Raw genomic sequence first — 15,606 nt, forward strand, 5'->3', positions numbered from 1 at the left:
GCCGGCAAAGGCATCAAGGCTAAAAAGGGCCGCAAGCCTGAAAACGATATTCCGCGAGGGGCCAAGCGCGGACGTGCTGCCGGAGTCCGACGTTGGACGGCGCCGCGGGATCTGCGCGTAAAGGAGACCGCCGAGCAGGCCCAGCAACGCATAGAGCACGAACATCGCCTTGATGCCGGTGAGTTGGTCGAGGCCGGCTGGAGCCAGAAGATCAGGGGTTGCCGAAGCGAGCGCGCCAACCGCGGCTGCGAGCGCACCCACAAGGCTGTAGCGCGCGAACATCTTGGTCCGCGCGGCGTCGGTGACTTCGCGTGTGAGCACGGCATGCTCTAAGGGCACGAATACGCTGACGCTGCCGGCCGACGGGTTGATGGTGCCTGCGAAGGCGATCACCAAAAGCAGCGCGTAGTCGTGGACCACAGCAAAGGCCACACCCGTGGCCACCATCAGACTGGCGGCGGCAAGCAGGAGTTGGCGGTGATCGTGTCGGGCACCAAGGAGTCCGACGGCGATGGTTAAGAGCGCTGAACCGAGCAGCGATCCGGTTGCTATGATGCCGACCTGCAGAGGCGCGAAGCCTAATGCGAGGAGATAGACCGGCAACAGAACGGCCACAAAGCCGTCGCCCATGTCGCGCAGGGCTCGGGCCGCAAAAAGAAAAGTCGCCGGGCGGATCTGCTGCACTGGTCTAGCCTGCCCTCATCACCTGCGTTGGCGTCACCGGCTTTGGCAGCGTCGCTCGACAGGGCCGGAAGATCATGACGGAGTCGCGTTAGACATTCCAGCGAGGCGAATATCGGTTTCAATCCTCGGGCTGCCGCCCAACAATGCTGAATCATATCGTGTCAAGGCTTGCAACGACCGAAGACGCAACTGGCGCATATTGCACTTGGCTGTCAAGGTCGGGAATAGGGTCAGAACCTGCCCGTGATCTTGCATTCAGGGAAGGTCCGAGAAGGGTCGGATCGCGAAGTTCCCCGCCGCATTGGCGAACGTCCCGAGATGGCGAATGGTGCCGTTTCGGAACCGGGTGGACCGGGGGCAGGATCGCCAATCAACCTGGGATCTGTTGCAACCAAGTTCGAACGTCGCGTTACTGGCAAGTAGAAATGTCGCATTGGGACGTTTCAGAGGTAGGCGCCAGGTCAGGATTGCGGGGTGACGTGCATCCTGGCGTCGCCGTGAGCGCCCGATCGGGGGCGATCCAGTATGGCACTTCGGCTTTACCAGCTTTGAGAGCCACTTACGCGCGAGCTTCGTTGGCCGGTGTCGGTCGCGGGTGATCCGATATTCGTCCAGCATCGCGACGACATGTGCAATGCGAAGCTTGGCGAAGAGTTTGACAGCGCAGATCAGCGCAAGATGTCCGACAGGCTCTCGGGCTTCTTCTCGCCAAGTGACAGATCAAGGCCCGACAGAAGTTCCACGAGGTGGCTTTGCATCAGGTCGGACGCGTTTTGTGCGTCGTGCTTTTCGATGGCATCGACGAGGGCGTGATGGGCGTGGCTTTCGCAGGTGGTGTCGCGGTGGCGCCAGTAGAGCGCGATGATCAGCGACGACCGCGACAGCAGGTCTTTGACGAAACCGGTCAGGATAGAATGGCCGGCGATTTGGGCGATGCCGACATGGAATTTTGCCGACAGCATGATGGCGTCGCTGTCGCGGCCGGCATGCAGGGCCTCGTGCTCTTTTTCGAGATGAAGCCGCAGTTGCGCGATTTCGGCCGGCTTTGCCACTTCGGCGGCAAGCGCGGCGACCTTGGGCTCGATCAGCGCCCGCGCTTCGAACACCTCGCGCGCTTCCTGCTTGGTCGGCTGGGCGACGAACGCGCCGCGGTTCGGCTCGAGCCGAGCCAAGCGGTCATGCGACAGCGCCTGCAGCGCCGCGCGTATCACCGCGCGGCTCACCGAATAGATCGAGGCGAGTTCGTCCTCGGGTAGTTTTGTGCCCGGTGCGAGGCGGTGGCTGACGATGGCGTCGCGCAGGCCGGCATAGACCGGAAACCAGCGCATCGTCGGCTTGTCGCCATCCCGTGGCTTTGGCCCAAGCAGGTCCATCGTATCATTGTCCCGGCGGCCGGATCGCTTAGCGGCGCGAACACCGCGTTTCCGGCCGGACATCGAACATCCTGTGTGGGAATGTCAACAATTTTGCACGCATCAGGATACACGGCCGGAGGGCGAAAAGGACGCAAAGATTCCGGCGAAGGATTTTTCGAGTGGAACCTGGTAGCCGCCACGCTTTGAGGTCGACAGGCCAAGGCCGACGAGGCTCTCACAGAGTTTTACTGCGCAGGCGACGCCGTCGAGCACGGGAAGCCTATGTTCGCGGCTGAGCGCGGCGGCGAGGTCGGCCATGCCGGCGCATCCCAGCACAATCGCTTCGGCCCGGTCGTCGCGGATGGCGCGCTCGATCTCCTCCGAAATTCGATGGCGGGCGTTGGAGCCGGGCACTTCGAGCTCCAGAACGGGAACGTCGCTGGCCCGCACCCTGGCGCAGCGGCTGGCGAGGCCGTACCGCACCAGATTGTGCTCGATCGCCGGCACCGAACGCGACAGTGTCGTCACCACGCTGAACTTGCCGGCAATCAGGCTCGCCATGTGAAACGCCGCTTCGCCGATACCGACCACCGGCATCTCGCCGACGCAGCGTACTGCGTCGAGGCCGGTGTCGTCGAAGCAGGCGATGACGCAGGCGCTCGCCGCCGGATGTTTTTGGATCTCGCCGATCATTCCCGGGATGGCGAAGACCTCGTCGAAATAGCCTTCGACGCTCGGCGGCCCGTCCTTCGGATTGACGGCGATGATCCTGGTGCCGGCCGAAGCCGCGCGGCGCGCCGCCTCGCCGATCTTTTCGGTCATCGACGCGGTGGTGTTGGGATTGACGACGAGTACGTCCATTTGCGCTTTCATATTTCGCCGCCGAGATAGAGTTTCTTGACCCGGTCGTCGCCAAGCAGCTCAGCCGAATGTCCGGCCAGCGCGATCTTTCCGGTCGTCAGTGCGTAGGCACGCTGCGAGATGCGCAGCGCCATGCGCGAATTCTGCTCGACCAGCAGCACGCTGACCTTTTCGTCGCGGTTGATCGCGACGATCGAGCGGGCGATGTCCTGAACGAGCTTCGGCGCGACGCCGAGCGAGGGTTCATCGAGCAGCAGAAGCTTCGGTTTGGCCATCAGCGCCCGCCCGATCACCAGCATCTGCTGTTCGCCGCCGCTCATCGTACCCGCCGTCTGGGAATAGCGTTCCTTCAGGCGCGGGAAGCGCCCGAGCACCATGTCCAGCGTCCTTGCGATTTCGGCCTTGTCGGTGCGGGTGAAGGCGCCCATCATCAGATTGTCGCGCACCGTCATGTAGGAAAAGACGCGCCGACCCTCAGGTACCATGGCGATGCCCATCCTGACCAGCTCGTCCGGGCGCGTTCCGTCGATGCGGTGGCCCTGGAAATGAATCTGGCCGCTGCGGACCTTCTTCAGGCCGGTGATGGCGCGCAGGATCGAAGATTTTCCCGCGCCGTTCGCGCCGATCAGCGCTACCGTCTCGCCCTCGTTGACGCTCAGCGACACACCCTTCAGTGCATAGACATGCTCGTAGTAGAGTTCGACGTCCGAGACCTTCAGCAGTTCGCTCATGGCTAAAATCCGATCGTCTCATCTTCGGCGCCGAGATAGGCCTCGATGACCTTTTCGTTCTCCTGGATTTCCTTCGGCGTTCCCTCGGCGATTTTCACACCGAAGTTCAGGACGACGATGCGGTCGGAAATGTTCATGACGGCGGGCATATCGTGCTCGACCAGCAGGACCGTCACGCCGCGCTTTCGCACGCCGCGCACCATCTCCACCGCGCGCACGGTTTCGTCATGGTTCATGCCGGCGAAGGGCTCGTCGAGCAGAAGCACGGTCGGGTTCGTGGCGAGCCCGATGGCAATCCCGAGCGCGCGCAGATGGCCGTGCGGCAGCGTGCTGGCGATCTCATGCCGTTGCGCGCCGAGACCCAGGAAGTCGATGATCTCGTCGGCCGAGCGGCCGAATTCATCCTCGTCGCGTCGTGCGGTATTCGTGCCGAGATAGAAGCCGGCAAGGCTGGCATTGGAACGCAGGTGATGCGCGATTATGACATTGTCGCGCACCGTCATGCCCTTGAAGATCGTCGTCTCCTGGAACGTGCGCACGACGCCCTTCCGAGCGACGATATGCGGCGCCAGGCCTGAAATCCGCTCTCCCCGGAACAGCACTTCGCCCGAGGTCGGATTGAGGAAAGAGGAAATCAGCTTGAACAGCGTCGACTTGCCGGCGCCGTTGGGGCCGATGACGGAAAGGATCTCGCGTTCGCGGACCGCGAAGGAAACATTGTTGACCGCGACCAGCCCGCCGAAGCGTTTGGTCACTGCCTTGATTTGGAGAAGCTCAGTCATGGTCCTAGCCCTGCTTCTTGCCGAACAGCCTGAGGCTGAGCAGGCCGTTGGGAAGGAACAGCATCAGCGCGATCAGCACCGAAGAGAAGATCAGCAACTGGAACTCGCCGGTCTCGAACAGGAAATCCCAGCCGAAATAGAGCACGAAGGTGCCGATCATCGGCCCGAAGACGTGGCCGAGCCCGCCGAGGAAGCAGTTCAGCATGAAGTTCACCGAGTCGGTGACGGTGAAGCTCGACGGATAGATCGATTGCGAGATGGCGACGAACATCGCACCGCCGAGACCGCCGAGGAATGAGGAGATGGCATAGGCGATGACGCGCAAATAGGCGATGTTGACGCCGATCGAGGAGGCCAGTTCCTCGTTCTGCTGCAACGATTGGCAGAGTTTGCCGATGCGCGAATGGACAAGGCGGTAAAGCCCGGCAAAGCACAGCACCATCAGCGCAACCGAGACGAGATAGAAGGCGGGACGCGGATTGGCGAGCGTCGCGAAATCCGGAAGGATGCTCAGCCCGAAGATCGAGATGCCGCCGGGGAGCGGAATGCTGACCATGCCCTTGGCTCCGTTGGTGATCGGCAGTGCCAGCGCGAGCAGCCGCGCCACTTCGGTCAAAACCAGCGTGACCATGGCGAAATAGACGCCGCGAAGCCTGAGGATGGGCAGCCCGATCAGCACGCTTGCAGCGGCGCAGAACAGCCCAGCCAGCGGCAGTGTCAGCCAGAACGACACACCATACTGGACGACAAGGATGGCCGAAACATAGCCGCCCATAAGCGCGAAGGCGCCCTGGCCGATATTGATGCGGCCGATGTAGAAAGTCACCCACACCCCGGCGCTGGCGATGCTGAGCAGCGCGACCGAAGTCAGCGTGTAGTAGAGGTCGAGCCGACCGGTTGCCTCGATCAGCCAGGGCACGCCGATGAGTACGACCAGCAGGAAGACAGCGACGCCGAGGATGTTGCGTGTACGCTTCATTTCGATCACCCCCACGGCTTGCCCATGAGCCCGTTCGGGCGGATGCTCAGGAACACCATCAGCGCGGCGAAGATGACTAGATAAGTGACGTCGCCATATTGGCGTAGCACCGTCAGGCCGACCGATTCCATCATGCCGAGGATGAAGCCGCCGGCGATCGCTCCGCTGACCACGCCGGCCCCGCCGATCATCACCATCAAGAACGCCTTGATCGAGATCGGCCCGCCGATGCCCGAATTGACGCCGGTGATGGCGACCAGCAGCCCGCCGACTATGCCGGCAAGCATGGCGCCGAGCGCAAAGCCGATCATCGAATAGCGGTCGACCTCGACGCCCATAAGCTGCGCCGCGACCCGGTCCTGCGCCAGCGCCCGCATGGCGCGTCCCGGCTTGCTGTACTGCATGAAAAGCACGAAGGAGGCGATGAACAGTATGGCGAGTGCGCCGACCAGCAGCCGGTCGTAAGGCATTATGAGGCTGTCGGAGACGAAGACGCCGTTGACGATCTTCGGCACGCCGCGCTGCTTTTCACCGAACAGGAGGAGGATCACGGCGTCGAGGAAGAATGCGACCGCCGCCGCGAGAAGCATCGTACTTTCCTCCCGCACGCTTCGCTTGATCACCGTTCTGAAAAGGAATTTCTCGACCAGCGCTCCAATAACCAGCAGCGTGATCCCGGACGCAACGAGCGCGACGACGAAAGGCATGCCGAGCTGGCCATAGACGGTGTAGGTGATGAAGCCGCCGAGAACGTACATCTGCCCATGGGCAAAGTTAAGCACGTTCATCAGCGCGAAGATCAGGGTCAGACCGAGCGCGATCAAGGCGTATTGCGCGCCAAGATAGAGCCCGTTGGCGATGACTTGTTCCATCAGGATGGTTCCCCGGCCATTCAGAGGCTCAAGACGAATGCACGAGCCTCTGCGGCAATCCGCTTCAGTGCAGTTGCGTCAATCGACTTGAGCGACGAAGAGCGTCTCGAACTTGCCGTCGCGGTATTCCGTGACCACCATCGGGACCGAAAGCTGGCGCTTCTGGCCAAACGACGTCATTCCGACATAGGTCAGCTTGGCATCGCCCTTCAGATAGGGATTGGGCGCCGAAAAAGTGTCGATCGTCTTCTTGAACTCCTCGACATTGTCGATCGCGGCCGGGTTCGCCTTCAGCGTCTCGATGATGTATTCGAGCGCGTAGACCTTGGTGTTGGACTCGTCATTGTATTCGCCGAACATTTTCGTATAGCGGTCGACGAACTCCTTCATCATGTCGGACGCGATTTCGGGCGTCGATGCGCCGCCGACTGAGATGAAGCCGTTGGCCAACTCACCCGCGCCCTCTTCCAGCACCTTGGCATCCTGCGCCGTTTCGGTGGAGATCAGACCTTCGTAGCCGAGCTCGCGCGCGGCGCGGATCAGCAGCGGCGCATTGCCGGGCGCGACACCCGAAAGCACCAGCAGGTCCGGTTTTTGCAGAACGATCGGCGTCAGTACCGGTGTGAAATCGCGGGTATCGTTTTGGTAGACGTCCGTGGCAGCCACAACCTCAAGTCCGAGCGCCTTTGCCGCGGCAACACCGCCATCCCGCTGGCTCAGCGGATCGGATTCGTTGGCGGCGACAAAAGCAACTTTTCTCACGCCCCTGTTTTCCATGAGATATTTGTAGATCGCCGGAGCTGACTGGTAATTGGCGATCATGCCGAGCACAGCGTTGGACGCCGGTGGGGTGTAGAGTTCCTTCGGGAAAGCGTAGGGAAAATAGATGATGCCCTTGGATTCTGCCACGGGACGCACCGCCGCCGCGCCATCGTCAACATTCGGACCGACGACATAGTGGATGCCCTCCTGGGCCATCTTCTCCATGCCGGCGATCGCCCGCTTGGGGTCCTTCTGATCGTCGAAGGTGACGATTTTGATGTCATAGGTCTCGTTACCAATCTTCACACCGCCGGTTTCGTTGATCCAGGCGGCGCGCGTCTGCATCGAGCGGACGTTGGATGTGCCCCACGCAGCGGCCGCGCCACTCGTCACGCCGACAAAGCCGATCTTGAGTTCCTTGTTGGCGGCGTGCACCGTGATTGTGCCGCCGGCCATGATTGCCAGCGCAGAGACGGTGCCGAGCGCGGCGAATGTGACTATTGAACGTCTATTGATCATTGTTCTTTCCCCTTTGGAGGCCGCGCATTGTTGCGACAGAACTCGACCGATACGCGGAGTTTTGTGAGTGAGGGCTCAAATCTATTATCTGTCAACAAAACTTTTACAGATTGTTGACAATCTTGTGCGGTCGTAGATGAAGGACGCGGTCCGCAGCATCGCGGCTTCCCTTCCAGAATCACGTTCCGTTCGCTCTGGCTAATATAAGCTTTGTGCCTAGTATTGACTGGGTGCGTAAAATTGTAGTACCGGCGCCGGCCGTCCCGAGTTCATTCCGCCGATGATGCCCACCTGGTCGCCAACGAGAGAGCAGCTCTCGGGCTCCCGCGACGAACTTCGCGAATGGTGCAGACGGCGCGTGCCGAAAATGCTGGAGCATGAGCGGCTCAGCTCTCGGGTGGTTGACGCCCGCCCTGATCCTGCCGCATTGAACGCGGAAGGCCAGCTAATGGCTTTTGCCTAGCCCTCCCGCGGCAGTGGACTCTGTTCCGATGTGCCGCTACGTGCGGACGGCTATGTTCGAAGTACCGGCCTGTAACGTCGGAAAAGGAGTGACCCCATTTTTTTGCGTGCAAGATCTTTTCCCATCGCCGCAAGGACTGCTTTTCTGGTCACACTGGCCGGTGTCCTCGTGCTCGCACTCTCACCGGAGTGGCTTTTGCAGAATTTTGGCTTCGGCTTCACCTCTCATGATGACAAGCTCAATCACGCCGCAGCTTTCGTCGTGTTGACGGCTATCGGCAGTCTCGGTTGGCCAGAGCACAGGGCAAGACTGACCATTTTTCTTGCTCTTACCGGCGCAGCGATCGAGATCCTCCAGGGCATGCAAATGATAGGCCGCGACATGGATATGTTCGACTGGTTTGCCGATTGTGTCGGCGTCGCTTGCGGGCTCGCAATTGCAAGCTGGACAAAGAAATTAGTCAGCGGATTCTCCTAGGTCACGACCCGTCAAGCTGGGGCTAATCGGCCGCGTGAAGCATATGCGCGGCGAAGAGGATCTACGTCACGCTTCGCTGCAGGACTTCAGAGAGCATTAAGTAAGGCCGCAGCGATCACTGAGACTATCATCCGCAAGCCGATCTGCGCATAGCAGCCGAGGGGAGTTATGGCCTTCTCTTTTTCATCAGAGCGCGGACTTTAACAATCATCGCTGCATTAGACCTCAATTGAGAGGCATGTATTTTGCGCATGTATCTGTCGGCGATCACCTTGTAACGAAGGGACAATCGCACCACGCGGTCGTACGTTGCGTCTTCTCCTGCGCACAATTGCTGCGCTTTTCTTGCTAAGGTACTCGGGGCGCCAGGCTGGACCGCTAGTTTTGCGGCCCACCCCAAATTACATCTGATTAGCGCGCTCTGTTCGGCCTTGATCATTGGATCGACTGCGGACCTAGCCTGAGAACTAAGAACCGCAGATGCGACCAGAACCGCGATAAAAAGCCGCTTCACAGTTGCCCCCAAACGCTGCATAGGCAGCCCGCTGATTAAACATTGGCTCCAAGTTTATAGCGCGCCGCCCGTTATGCGCAGCCGCCCACTCCGTTATTTTCGCCCCTGTTTCTGCCGGAAATATGTGATGACTTTGGAGACCATCGCCATCACAACCAGAACTCCGAATAGAATAAGAACGGAAAATCGGCAGATTGCCGACAAGGTTCGTCATCTGGCGCGCAGTACGACAGGGCGGCCGCGGAATTCATCGTGGTTAGCAGCGCGGAAGTGGAAAGACCGAGTAACTTCATACGCAGGTTTTTGGGAATATCGGCCTGCACCGGTCGGGCCGAGCTCGCGGTGCCGCATTTACTCGCAGCTATGGCGTACCTGATCAGCCACCGTGCCCGCGGGACCCAACATAGCCTCGTTGAGCCCGGTGTAGCCATCTGTTTTGTCAACCTCGTTTATAGTGTTGAAGGTCCCACAATATGGGCATCCCAATTTTTACCTGCTACAGCCATGATACTGCCGCCTCCCCAAACGCGATTGTCTTACAGGCCTCTCGAACAGCAGCAATGGCTACCAGATTTTGATCACAGCTTCATTGAGGCGGAAGGCAATTTTTTATTCGCAGCAATGTCCCGACGACGCCGGAACATCGAATAGGCCCAGCCGCGGCGCTCGCATTCGACCGAGTGTCGTTCCTCACCGCGCCAAGGAACGCGACCGCCTCTCCGCTCGTTGATTGCTTTTTGAATCGAACCGCCGTCATGCCGTCCACCTCGATACGCAAAACGGAATACGATCCTGACAGAAGCGGCAAGCGGTACGAGTTTGAGGGGGTACCGCCGGAATCCTTTGCCGCGTTCCGGGCCGCGTTCGCCAAGGGCCGCTATTTCAACGACCACATCCGCAATAATTTCCGCTACCGTCTGGTTGCGAGCGATAGCGACCCGGGATGACCTGACCTGCCGGCGGCTCAGTCGTCCTATCGCTCCAACCGGCGGTTGGTGGACGCGTTGCCGCTGTGGCGCTTAGGGTTGATTACGGTCCGCGCTCACCTGGCAAGCCCAACCCCCCGGCATCCCCCCGCCTGGTGCAAAGCGTTTGATCGGTCCCGCCGTTCTGGCAGCGCGGCGGGACTTTTTTGCGGTCTAGCTGAAGCACCGGGCGCGAAAAGGTTCGGTGCACCCAGCCAATCCTTCCCCTCGTACGATATCGCAAGATCGGCCGTCCGGTCCGCGCCTCCTCCATCCAGACGCGGGAGGATCAGCGCGCGATCACGTCTGTTCACGCTAGAGCCGATCGCATAGCTTCGGACGCTCTGTAGCGCGTTACGAATCAGCGGAACCAAGCTATCGCGCGCTCTCTTGTGGTAAGGCTGTAGGCGAGGACGGTCATGGCGATCACTCCTTACCTTTTTTCTCCGAATCCAACGTCGCTGGCGCGCTGAAGGTTTCAAAGGCCGCTCTGCCGCCGGAGGTCGATTAGCGGGACTATTGCTCGACCGGCAGCGGGGTGTGCTGCGGCTCGGCGTGATGAAACACCTGTCCAAGATCACGCGCGTCGAACGTCTGACCGCAAACTGAGCAGTAGACGAAGTGCTTCGATTCATCCTCCACTGGCCCGTCATGCGGCTTGCCTTGGTAGCCGGTAGCGATGTTGTCGGTTCTGATCCTCGTCATTCTTCCGCAACGCAAACTGTCGCGTTTTGGTTTCCGCGCGGAGTCGCGTTATGTTCGCTCTGGCTAATATAATCCGAGTGCCTAATTCTCTAATGCGTAAAATTGTAAGTACCGGCCGGCTCGAGTTCATACCGCCGATGATGCCTACCCTGATCGCCAAGCCGCCCCAGGGCGACGGATGGACTCACGAGGTCAAGTTCGACGGCTACCGCTCCCAGATCATCATCGACGCCGGCCGGGTGCGCGTCTTCACCCGCCGCGGGCTGGACTGGACGTCGAAATACCGCGACCTCGCCGCAACAGCCAAAACGCTGACCGTTGAGAACGCCATCATCGACGGCGAAATCATCGTCCTCAACGACAAAGGCCTGTCCGACTTTGCCGAGCTGCGCAAAGCGATCACGCGACGCCAGCACGATCTCTATTTCGTCGCCTTCGATCTGCTGCACCTCAACGGGCACGATTTGCGCGACATGGCGATGGAGCAGCGCCGCGAGATCCTGGAGGGCGTCATTCCGCCCGAAGAACTGTTCGTCCATCGGTTTGAGGGCCGCAACTGAGCTTTAGTCGCAATGCCCGTTGGCCCGGCTGGCGGCCTTTTGAACCTCAGGCAAAGCTATGATAACAGGTGATCGGTAGGGGCGAGATGACGAGAAGAGGGGGAAACGTTTGAGCCGCATTTTGGTAACGGTCATCGCAGGAATCTGCTTCACAATATCGACTGCTTGGGCCGGGCAGGGAGAGCAGCAAAACATCAATTACTTGGCACGGATGGCGGATGGCAAATTGCATCGGGCTGCAGCAATTTCAGGTAACATCTATGGCGTATTGAAAAGGTGCCCAGCGCTGAGACCAAGCGAAAGTGGCAAAGCCATGATGGCTGTCTCCATCCTTTTGTACGACGGGCTAGAAAAACACTTGGCGCCTAATCCGGCTAAATTCGAGAGGGCGATCCGCGTGTTTGACGGCGCTTACCGTAAGGCTGTTCTGAGTAAGGTTAATTGCCAGACCGAGAAGGCCAAAGACCCGGATAGTTACCGGTAGATGTCCGCCTTTGGGCCAATCCGTTCGCGAGCAGGGACGGTAAGGAGCGCTTGGTCCCTGACCTCTGGCAGGAATACGCCGATGCCTGACGGCAGGGCTTTGACAATGTGCCGAGAGCGGCGCAAGCGGCGAGCCCGAAGCCGAGCTGGACAAACAGGCCGTCGTTAAATCGCCGACAACTTAGTTCGTGCTCAGCATTCTGCTATGTCGATCGGGGAGATAAGATGCGATTTAAATTGGCCCTGCCAATTCTCTTAGGGATGCTGCTGCCAGCTCATGCAGAAGGGACTGACGAGTGCGTAACGAGCCAAAGTCCCGACATGCCAGGGATGGCTATCGGGTTGTATGTGTCGATCCATGTCCTGGCAGAACGCCTCTGCGGCGCACAAAACAAACCTATGTGGCCATGGCTCGCCAAGGTATTTGAAAAGACCGAATGCCTATCTCGCGCCGCGAGCCTGGAAAAGGCGAAGGACGCCGAAGGCACTATCGCCTCGATGAATGTGGCGGACGCGATGGAAGGCCTAGGACTAGAGGTGGCCAAGACGTCCGACTTAGAAGATGCCGACAAAGAAACGAAAGAGCTCGCACTGTCGGAGTTAGGCGGCTGCGCCGGACTGATGGCGCTTTTGAAAGAAGTCGACAACAGGGAAAAGCAATAAAATCGACAGACTGGCGAAAACCACGTCCACATGGTTGCCCTGGTGACGTGCCCGATTTGGAGAACCTCATTTGAAGTGCGCTAGCAAATTGATAGTCGCAACAGCACTGCTAATTGCTGGCTGCCAAAGCGATGGTAGAGCCCAATTTGAAGCAGGCAGAGCGAAACTGCAGACCCCGGAACAGAGGCGCGCTGCAATTCAGCACTGCCTCCAAGGCGTAACGTCGAAAAAGAGATGGCATCAAGGACGACCTCCTCCCAATGGCGTCAAGTGGTGCACCGATTTCGTCAATGACCGCGCTACGGGCCGCTGGACCTATGACGACTATCGGAATGGAAGACCGCACATTGCCTATGATTATAGAAGAGACAGGATCGTGAAGTTTCCCGCCTCATGACGGCCTGCCTTGTTGTGTCGTCAGGCCCTTAGGCGTCGGCCGAAATGGGTTTGAGCCTGACCGCGTCTGGCCGAATCCCGTCGGCGAAAGTTACACAGCCGCGCCGAGCACTCACTTCTGTGGCGGCGCCGGCAGCTTGATGTCGGTTTTATAAAACCAACGTCTTTTCAGCTCTGCTTCCTCGGAGAAATAGACGGTCGAGCAGTCCAGCTTTCGATTCCTGTATTCTGGAATTTCAATCCAGATCGTGCAATGATACCACCGCGGATCGACGTCGGGGTTGTGCCTCCAATACGAGATGACCACGGTGTTGACACCATCCAGCATCTCTTCGCGCAGCTGGTGACAACCCGAATGCCGGGGATTCCCGAGTTGAAGCGCCTCAACGCGCCAAGGCGCGTACGGCGCCGTTCGCTCGTATAGGATGCCATTTGCGTAGACCGACTCTCTATGCATGACCACCACGGCTGTATCGCGCTTGATCACGGCGTCCCAAGTCGCCTGAAAGATCGGTATCTTGACGAATGCTTCGTTGGCCGTAGTGATGGGCTGGCATGCCGGCTCTTCAAGGCGCGGGCCGTTGCGCGGCTCCGCATAGGAGGCCGAAGGTAAACACGCTGCGAAGGTGGCATGGACGAGGAATCGTGTCAGCAGGCTCATCTTCGGAGTAAAGCACGTCCCCTCGACCATCGCGAGATGGAATCCCAGGCTGAACTTACTCCATATCCGGCACGTCGCCGCTGGCGAATAGTAGGGTCGGCGGGCCGGTGATTGCCAAGCGCCTGGTTCGCATCGCGGCTCAAGATCGGTTAGGCCAATGTGCCTTCCTGCAGGGCCTTTTAGCAAAGCGGGTTCGCGCGTTTCTCTCTGCTGCTGATCTGTCGGAGAGTAACCGAGGGACAGTTCGCCTTCATCGCCTCGGTCGGCGCAGACGGCACTTCCCCGCGTTTCTTTCTCCGAAATGGTGAGATACGCTGCCGCCACATTAAGGGGGACGATCTTGAGCTCATACTATCGCCGTTGCATGTCCACGGTTGTTGCAATCACGATCCTGGCCATGGGGGTTCTGCTGGCTGCGGCCGAAGACCTGAAATACGCAAACGATGACTTTCAAAGTCTTCGATCACCCCCCTGCAGTGCGTGCGTTGTGGTCTTTGCCAGCGGCGAGGTTGCCGACACGACGATCGAACGTTTCCAAGAGGCGCTCGACAGGCTGGAGAAGACCAGCGAGTGGTCACGCGCAAAGGCGAGAACGGGCGCTGGACCGCAATTGATCCTGCTTCTCGATTCTCCCGGCGGCCTGGTCAACCCAGCCTTTTCCGTCTCGCGGCAGCTAAGGATAAATGGCGCCATGACCGCCGTGGCACGGCCGTCTGTCACCTTCGCGACGACGGGGCGCTGGACCCATCTTCATGCAACTCGGTTTGGGGCCTCATGCTTTTGGGCGGCAAAGTGCGGTTTTCGCATTTACTGTCCAATATTGGCCTCCATCAGATTCGTCCGGCGGTCGAGCAAAAGCTAAGCTTTACCCGCGAAGAGGTTCTGCTCTACCTTACAGTTTTCAAAGAAAGTGCGACTGCACTTTCTCGCCATCTCGCCGAGATGAATATAGACCCGAAGCTGCTGCTCTACATAATGCAGGCGCCCGATGACGAGATGGGTTTTCTCGGCTATTCGGAAGCAAAATCGCTTGGGATGCCATATCCGACTCTCTGAACGATATACTTAGTTATCCCTCATAGAGTGCTCTCGGCAAGTCAATGCGAGCGGATCGATGCTGATACGAAAGGTGGCGCGTGGGCGCCACCATTCTTGCTTTTCTTACGTGAATTACCTATTATAGGTACTTTAAAAGGAAGTACGGCGATGAAGCAATTCACATTCTCCGACATGAATCGCGTGTCAGGCGAAATCCTCGAAACGGCATTGATCGAGCCGGTGGCCCTGACCAAGCGCGGCAAGGAAAAGCTCGTCATCCTGTCCGCTGCTCAGTACCACCAGCTCGTCGGCCAGCCGCATTCGGTCGCCTATACGATCGAGGACGCACCGGATGAAGTCCACAATGAACTCATGACAGGACTGGATGCCATAATTTCCGGCGACACGCCCGATGCTTAAAGCTGGCGATCTGCTCCGATATTATTACCTATGGGCGCGGGAAGCAGACGCCGGCGAGGAATCCGGACGGAAGGCGAGGCCGGTTTGCATCGTTGTCCGGACGCTAGCAACGCCCGCAGCCTTGTTTCTCTTTTCCGCTGACTTCACAAACCCGACCGGTCGCGCCCGCATCTCGCCATCAGCGACATCGAATGCCGCCGCGGCGGCCTCGACTATCCGTCATGGCTGATCCTGGACGAATTTAACCGGGTGCAGGTCGATGAAGCCTATGATCTGGTGACGACGACGCCGATCGGCGCGTTCAGTCCCGCATTTGTCCGCAAAATTGCTGGCGTGATCAAAGAGACGGCGGCGCAGCGTCGATTGCGCGGCATCGTTCGCAAATAGCCGGACTGATTTTCTTGGCGGGCCTCCGGTCCTTACCCGCATCGAACGGGCCAGCACCGGAGCGCGGGGCGCCCCTACGCCCTCCCCTCGCGCCCCACCCTCCCCTTCTGACGGTGTTTTCTCAAGAGGATGAACTTTGTTGCCGTTGGCCGCCTGCAATTCCTCGAATGCTCCCGAGCAACCCGCCGACCCAACAAACGGGCGATCGACAGGACGGCTCGTTCAGCCATATCTCGTGCCGACATGTCAGCCCTGTAGTCGTGGCTTGCACTGTCGTTCCCAGGTTTGGCCTCGTCCACCATGGCATGCCCGCTCTTCTGTGTAGATCG

Annotated in this window: 18 protein-coding genes; 8 read left to right on the forward strand and 10 right to left on the reverse strand. The window is 59.4% G+C overall.

Features of this window, described 5'->3' with window-relative positions:
- From NKI08_RS33760 to NKI08_RS33795, 8 genes are all read right to left on the reverse strand, one after another.
- The coding region (locus NKI08_RS33760; RefSeq protein WP_352775731.1) for an MFS transporter at positions 1 to 630 on the reverse strand (630 nt) is incomplete at its 3' end.
- Between the two features lie 722 nt (positions 631 to 1,352).
- Positions 1,353 to 2,057 carry a GntR family transcriptional regulator gene (locus tag NKI08_RS33765; RefSeq protein ID WP_352775702.1) on the reverse strand — a complete coding sequence of 235 codons (705 nt, stop codon included), beginning with the start codon at positions 2,055 to 2,057 and terminating at the stop codon, positions 1,353 to 1,355.
- Between the two features lie 102 nt (positions 2,058 to 2,159).
- Positions 2,160 to 2,900 carry an aspartate/glutamate racemase family protein gene (locus NKI08_RS33770; RefSeq protein ID WP_352618539.1) on the reverse strand — a complete coding sequence of 247 codons (741 nt, stop codon included), beginning with the start codon at positions 2,898 to 2,900 and terminating at the stop codon, positions 2,160 to 2,162.
- An 8-nt stretch (positions 2,901 to 2,908) separates the two neighbouring features.
- Positions 2,909 to 3,631, reverse strand: coding sequence for an ABC transporter ATP-binding protein (locus NKI08_RS33775; protein ID WP_352775705.1), 723 nt, complete (start codon positions 3,629 to 3,631; stop codon positions 2,909 to 2,911).
- A 2-nt stretch (positions 3,632 to 3,633) separates the two neighbouring features.
- Positions 3,634 to 4,413 carry an ABC transporter ATP-binding protein gene (locus tag NKI08_RS33780; protein ID WP_352474568.1) on the reverse strand — a complete coding sequence of 260 codons (780 nt, stop codon included), beginning with the start codon at positions 4,411 to 4,413 and terminating at the stop codon, positions 3,634 to 3,636.
- A gap of 4 nt (positions 4,414 to 4,417) precedes the next feature.
- Entirely contained in the window at positions 4,418 to 5,392 is a 975-nt protein-coding gene (locus NKI08_RS33785; protein WP_352618545.1) for a branched-chain amino acid ABC transporter permease, read from the reverse strand.
- 5 nt (positions 5,393 to 5,397) lie between these two features.
- Positions 5,398 to 6,264 carry a branched-chain amino acid ABC transporter permease gene (locus tag NKI08_RS33790; RefSeq protein ID WP_352452194.1) on the reverse strand — a complete coding sequence of 289 codons (867 nt, stop codon included), beginning with the start codon at positions 6,262 to 6,264 and terminating at the stop codon, positions 5,398 to 5,400.
- 78 nt (positions 6,265 to 6,342) lie between these two features.
- Positions 6,343 to 7,545 (reverse strand): ABC transporter substrate-binding protein, encoded by a 1,203-nt coding sequence (locus NKI08_RS33795; protein WP_352775709.1) that lies wholly within the window; start codon positions 7,543 to 7,545, stop codon positions 6,343 to 6,345.
- Between the two features lie 658 nt (positions 7,546 to 8,203).
- Here NKI08_RS33795 and NKI08_RS33800 point away from each other — a divergent pair.
- Positions 8,204 to 8,485 carry a VanZ family protein gene (locus tag NKI08_RS33800; RefSeq protein WP_352503771.1) on the forward strand — a complete coding sequence of 94 codons (282 nt, stop codon included), beginning with the start codon at positions 8,204 to 8,206 and terminating at the stop codon, positions 8,483 to 8,485.
- 1,269 nt (positions 8,486 to 9,754) lie between these two features.
- Positions 9,755 to 9,946, forward strand: coding sequence for a KTSC domain-containing protein (locus NKI08_RS33805; protein ID WP_352775711.1), 192 nt, complete (start codon positions 9,755 to 9,757; stop codon positions 9,944 to 9,946).
- A 534-nt stretch (positions 9,947 to 10,480) separates the two neighbouring features.
- Here the strand turns inward: NKI08_RS33805 and NKI08_RS33810 are convergent.
- A complete protein-coding gene (locus NKI08_RS33810) occupies positions 10,481 to 10,669 on the reverse strand; it encodes a hypothetical protein (protein ID WP_352775714.1) in 189 nt (62 codons plus the stop codon).
- 137 nt (positions 10,670 to 10,806) lie between these two features.
- Here NKI08_RS33810 and NKI08_RS33815 point away from each other — a divergent pair, with 137 nt between their 5' ends.
- The 3 genes from NKI08_RS33815 (at position 10,807) to NKI08_RS33825 (ending at position 12,375) form a co-directional block, all read left to right on the forward strand.
- Positions 10,807 to 11,229: an ATP-dependent DNA ligase gene (locus tag NKI08_RS33815; RefSeq protein ID WP_352771954.1), complete on the forward strand. Its 423-nt coding sequence runs from the start codon at positions 10,807 to 10,809 to the stop codon at positions 11,227 to 11,229.
- Between the two features lie 109 nt (positions 11,230 to 11,338).
- Positions 11,339 to 11,713, forward strand: a complete 375-nt coding sequence (locus NKI08_RS33820; RefSeq protein ID WP_352775717.1) for a hypothetical protein — start codon at positions 11,339 to 11,341, stop codon at positions 11,711 to 11,713.
- A gap of 224 nt (positions 11,714 to 11,937) precedes the next feature.
- On the forward strand, positions 11,938 to 12,375 hold the full coding sequence (locus tag NKI08_RS33825; protein WP_352775720.1) for a hypothetical protein: 438 nt from the start codon (positions 11,938 to 11,940) through the stop codon (positions 12,373 to 12,375).
- 508 nt (positions 12,376 to 12,883) lie between these two features.
- On the opposite strand, the gene NKI08_RS33830 is transcribed toward NKI08_RS33825, so the two are convergent.
- Positions 12,884 to 13,462 (reverse strand): hypothetical protein, encoded by a 579-nt coding sequence (locus NKI08_RS33830; protein WP_352775723.1) that lies wholly within the window; start codon positions 13,460 to 13,462, stop codon positions 12,884 to 12,886.
- A 540-nt stretch (positions 13,463 to 14,002) separates the two neighbouring features.
- Here NKI08_RS33830 and NKI08_RS33835 point away from each other — a divergent pair.
- The 3 genes from NKI08_RS33835 (at position 14,003) to NKI08_RS33845 (ending at position 15,277) form a co-directional block, all read left to right on the forward strand.
- Positions 14,003 to 14,488 carry a hypothetical protein gene (locus NKI08_RS33835; protein WP_352775726.1) on the forward strand — a complete coding sequence of 162 codons (486 nt, stop codon included), beginning with the start codon at positions 14,003 to 14,005 and terminating at the stop codon, positions 14,486 to 14,488.
- 150 nt (positions 14,489 to 14,638) lie between these two features.
- Positions 14,639 to 14,890, forward strand: coding sequence for a type II toxin-antitoxin system Phd/YefM family antitoxin (locus tag NKI08_RS33840; RefSeq protein ID WP_352773274.1), 252 nt, complete (start codon positions 14,639 to 14,641; stop codon positions 14,888 to 14,890).
- Between the two features lie 249 nt (positions 14,891 to 15,139).
- Positions 15,140 to 15,277, forward strand: coding sequence for a hypothetical protein (locus NKI08_RS33845; protein ID WP_352773271.1), 138 nt, complete (start codon positions 15,140 to 15,142; stop codon positions 15,275 to 15,277).
- The last annotated feature ends 329 nt before the right edge of the window (positions 15,278 to 15,606 follow it).

The organism is Mesorhizobium sp. M0768 (genome assembly GCF_040320195.1).
In the GTDB taxonomy this organism is placed as follows: domain Bacteria; phylum Pseudomonadota; class Alphaproteobacteria; order Rhizobiales; family Rhizobiaceae; genus Mesorhizobium.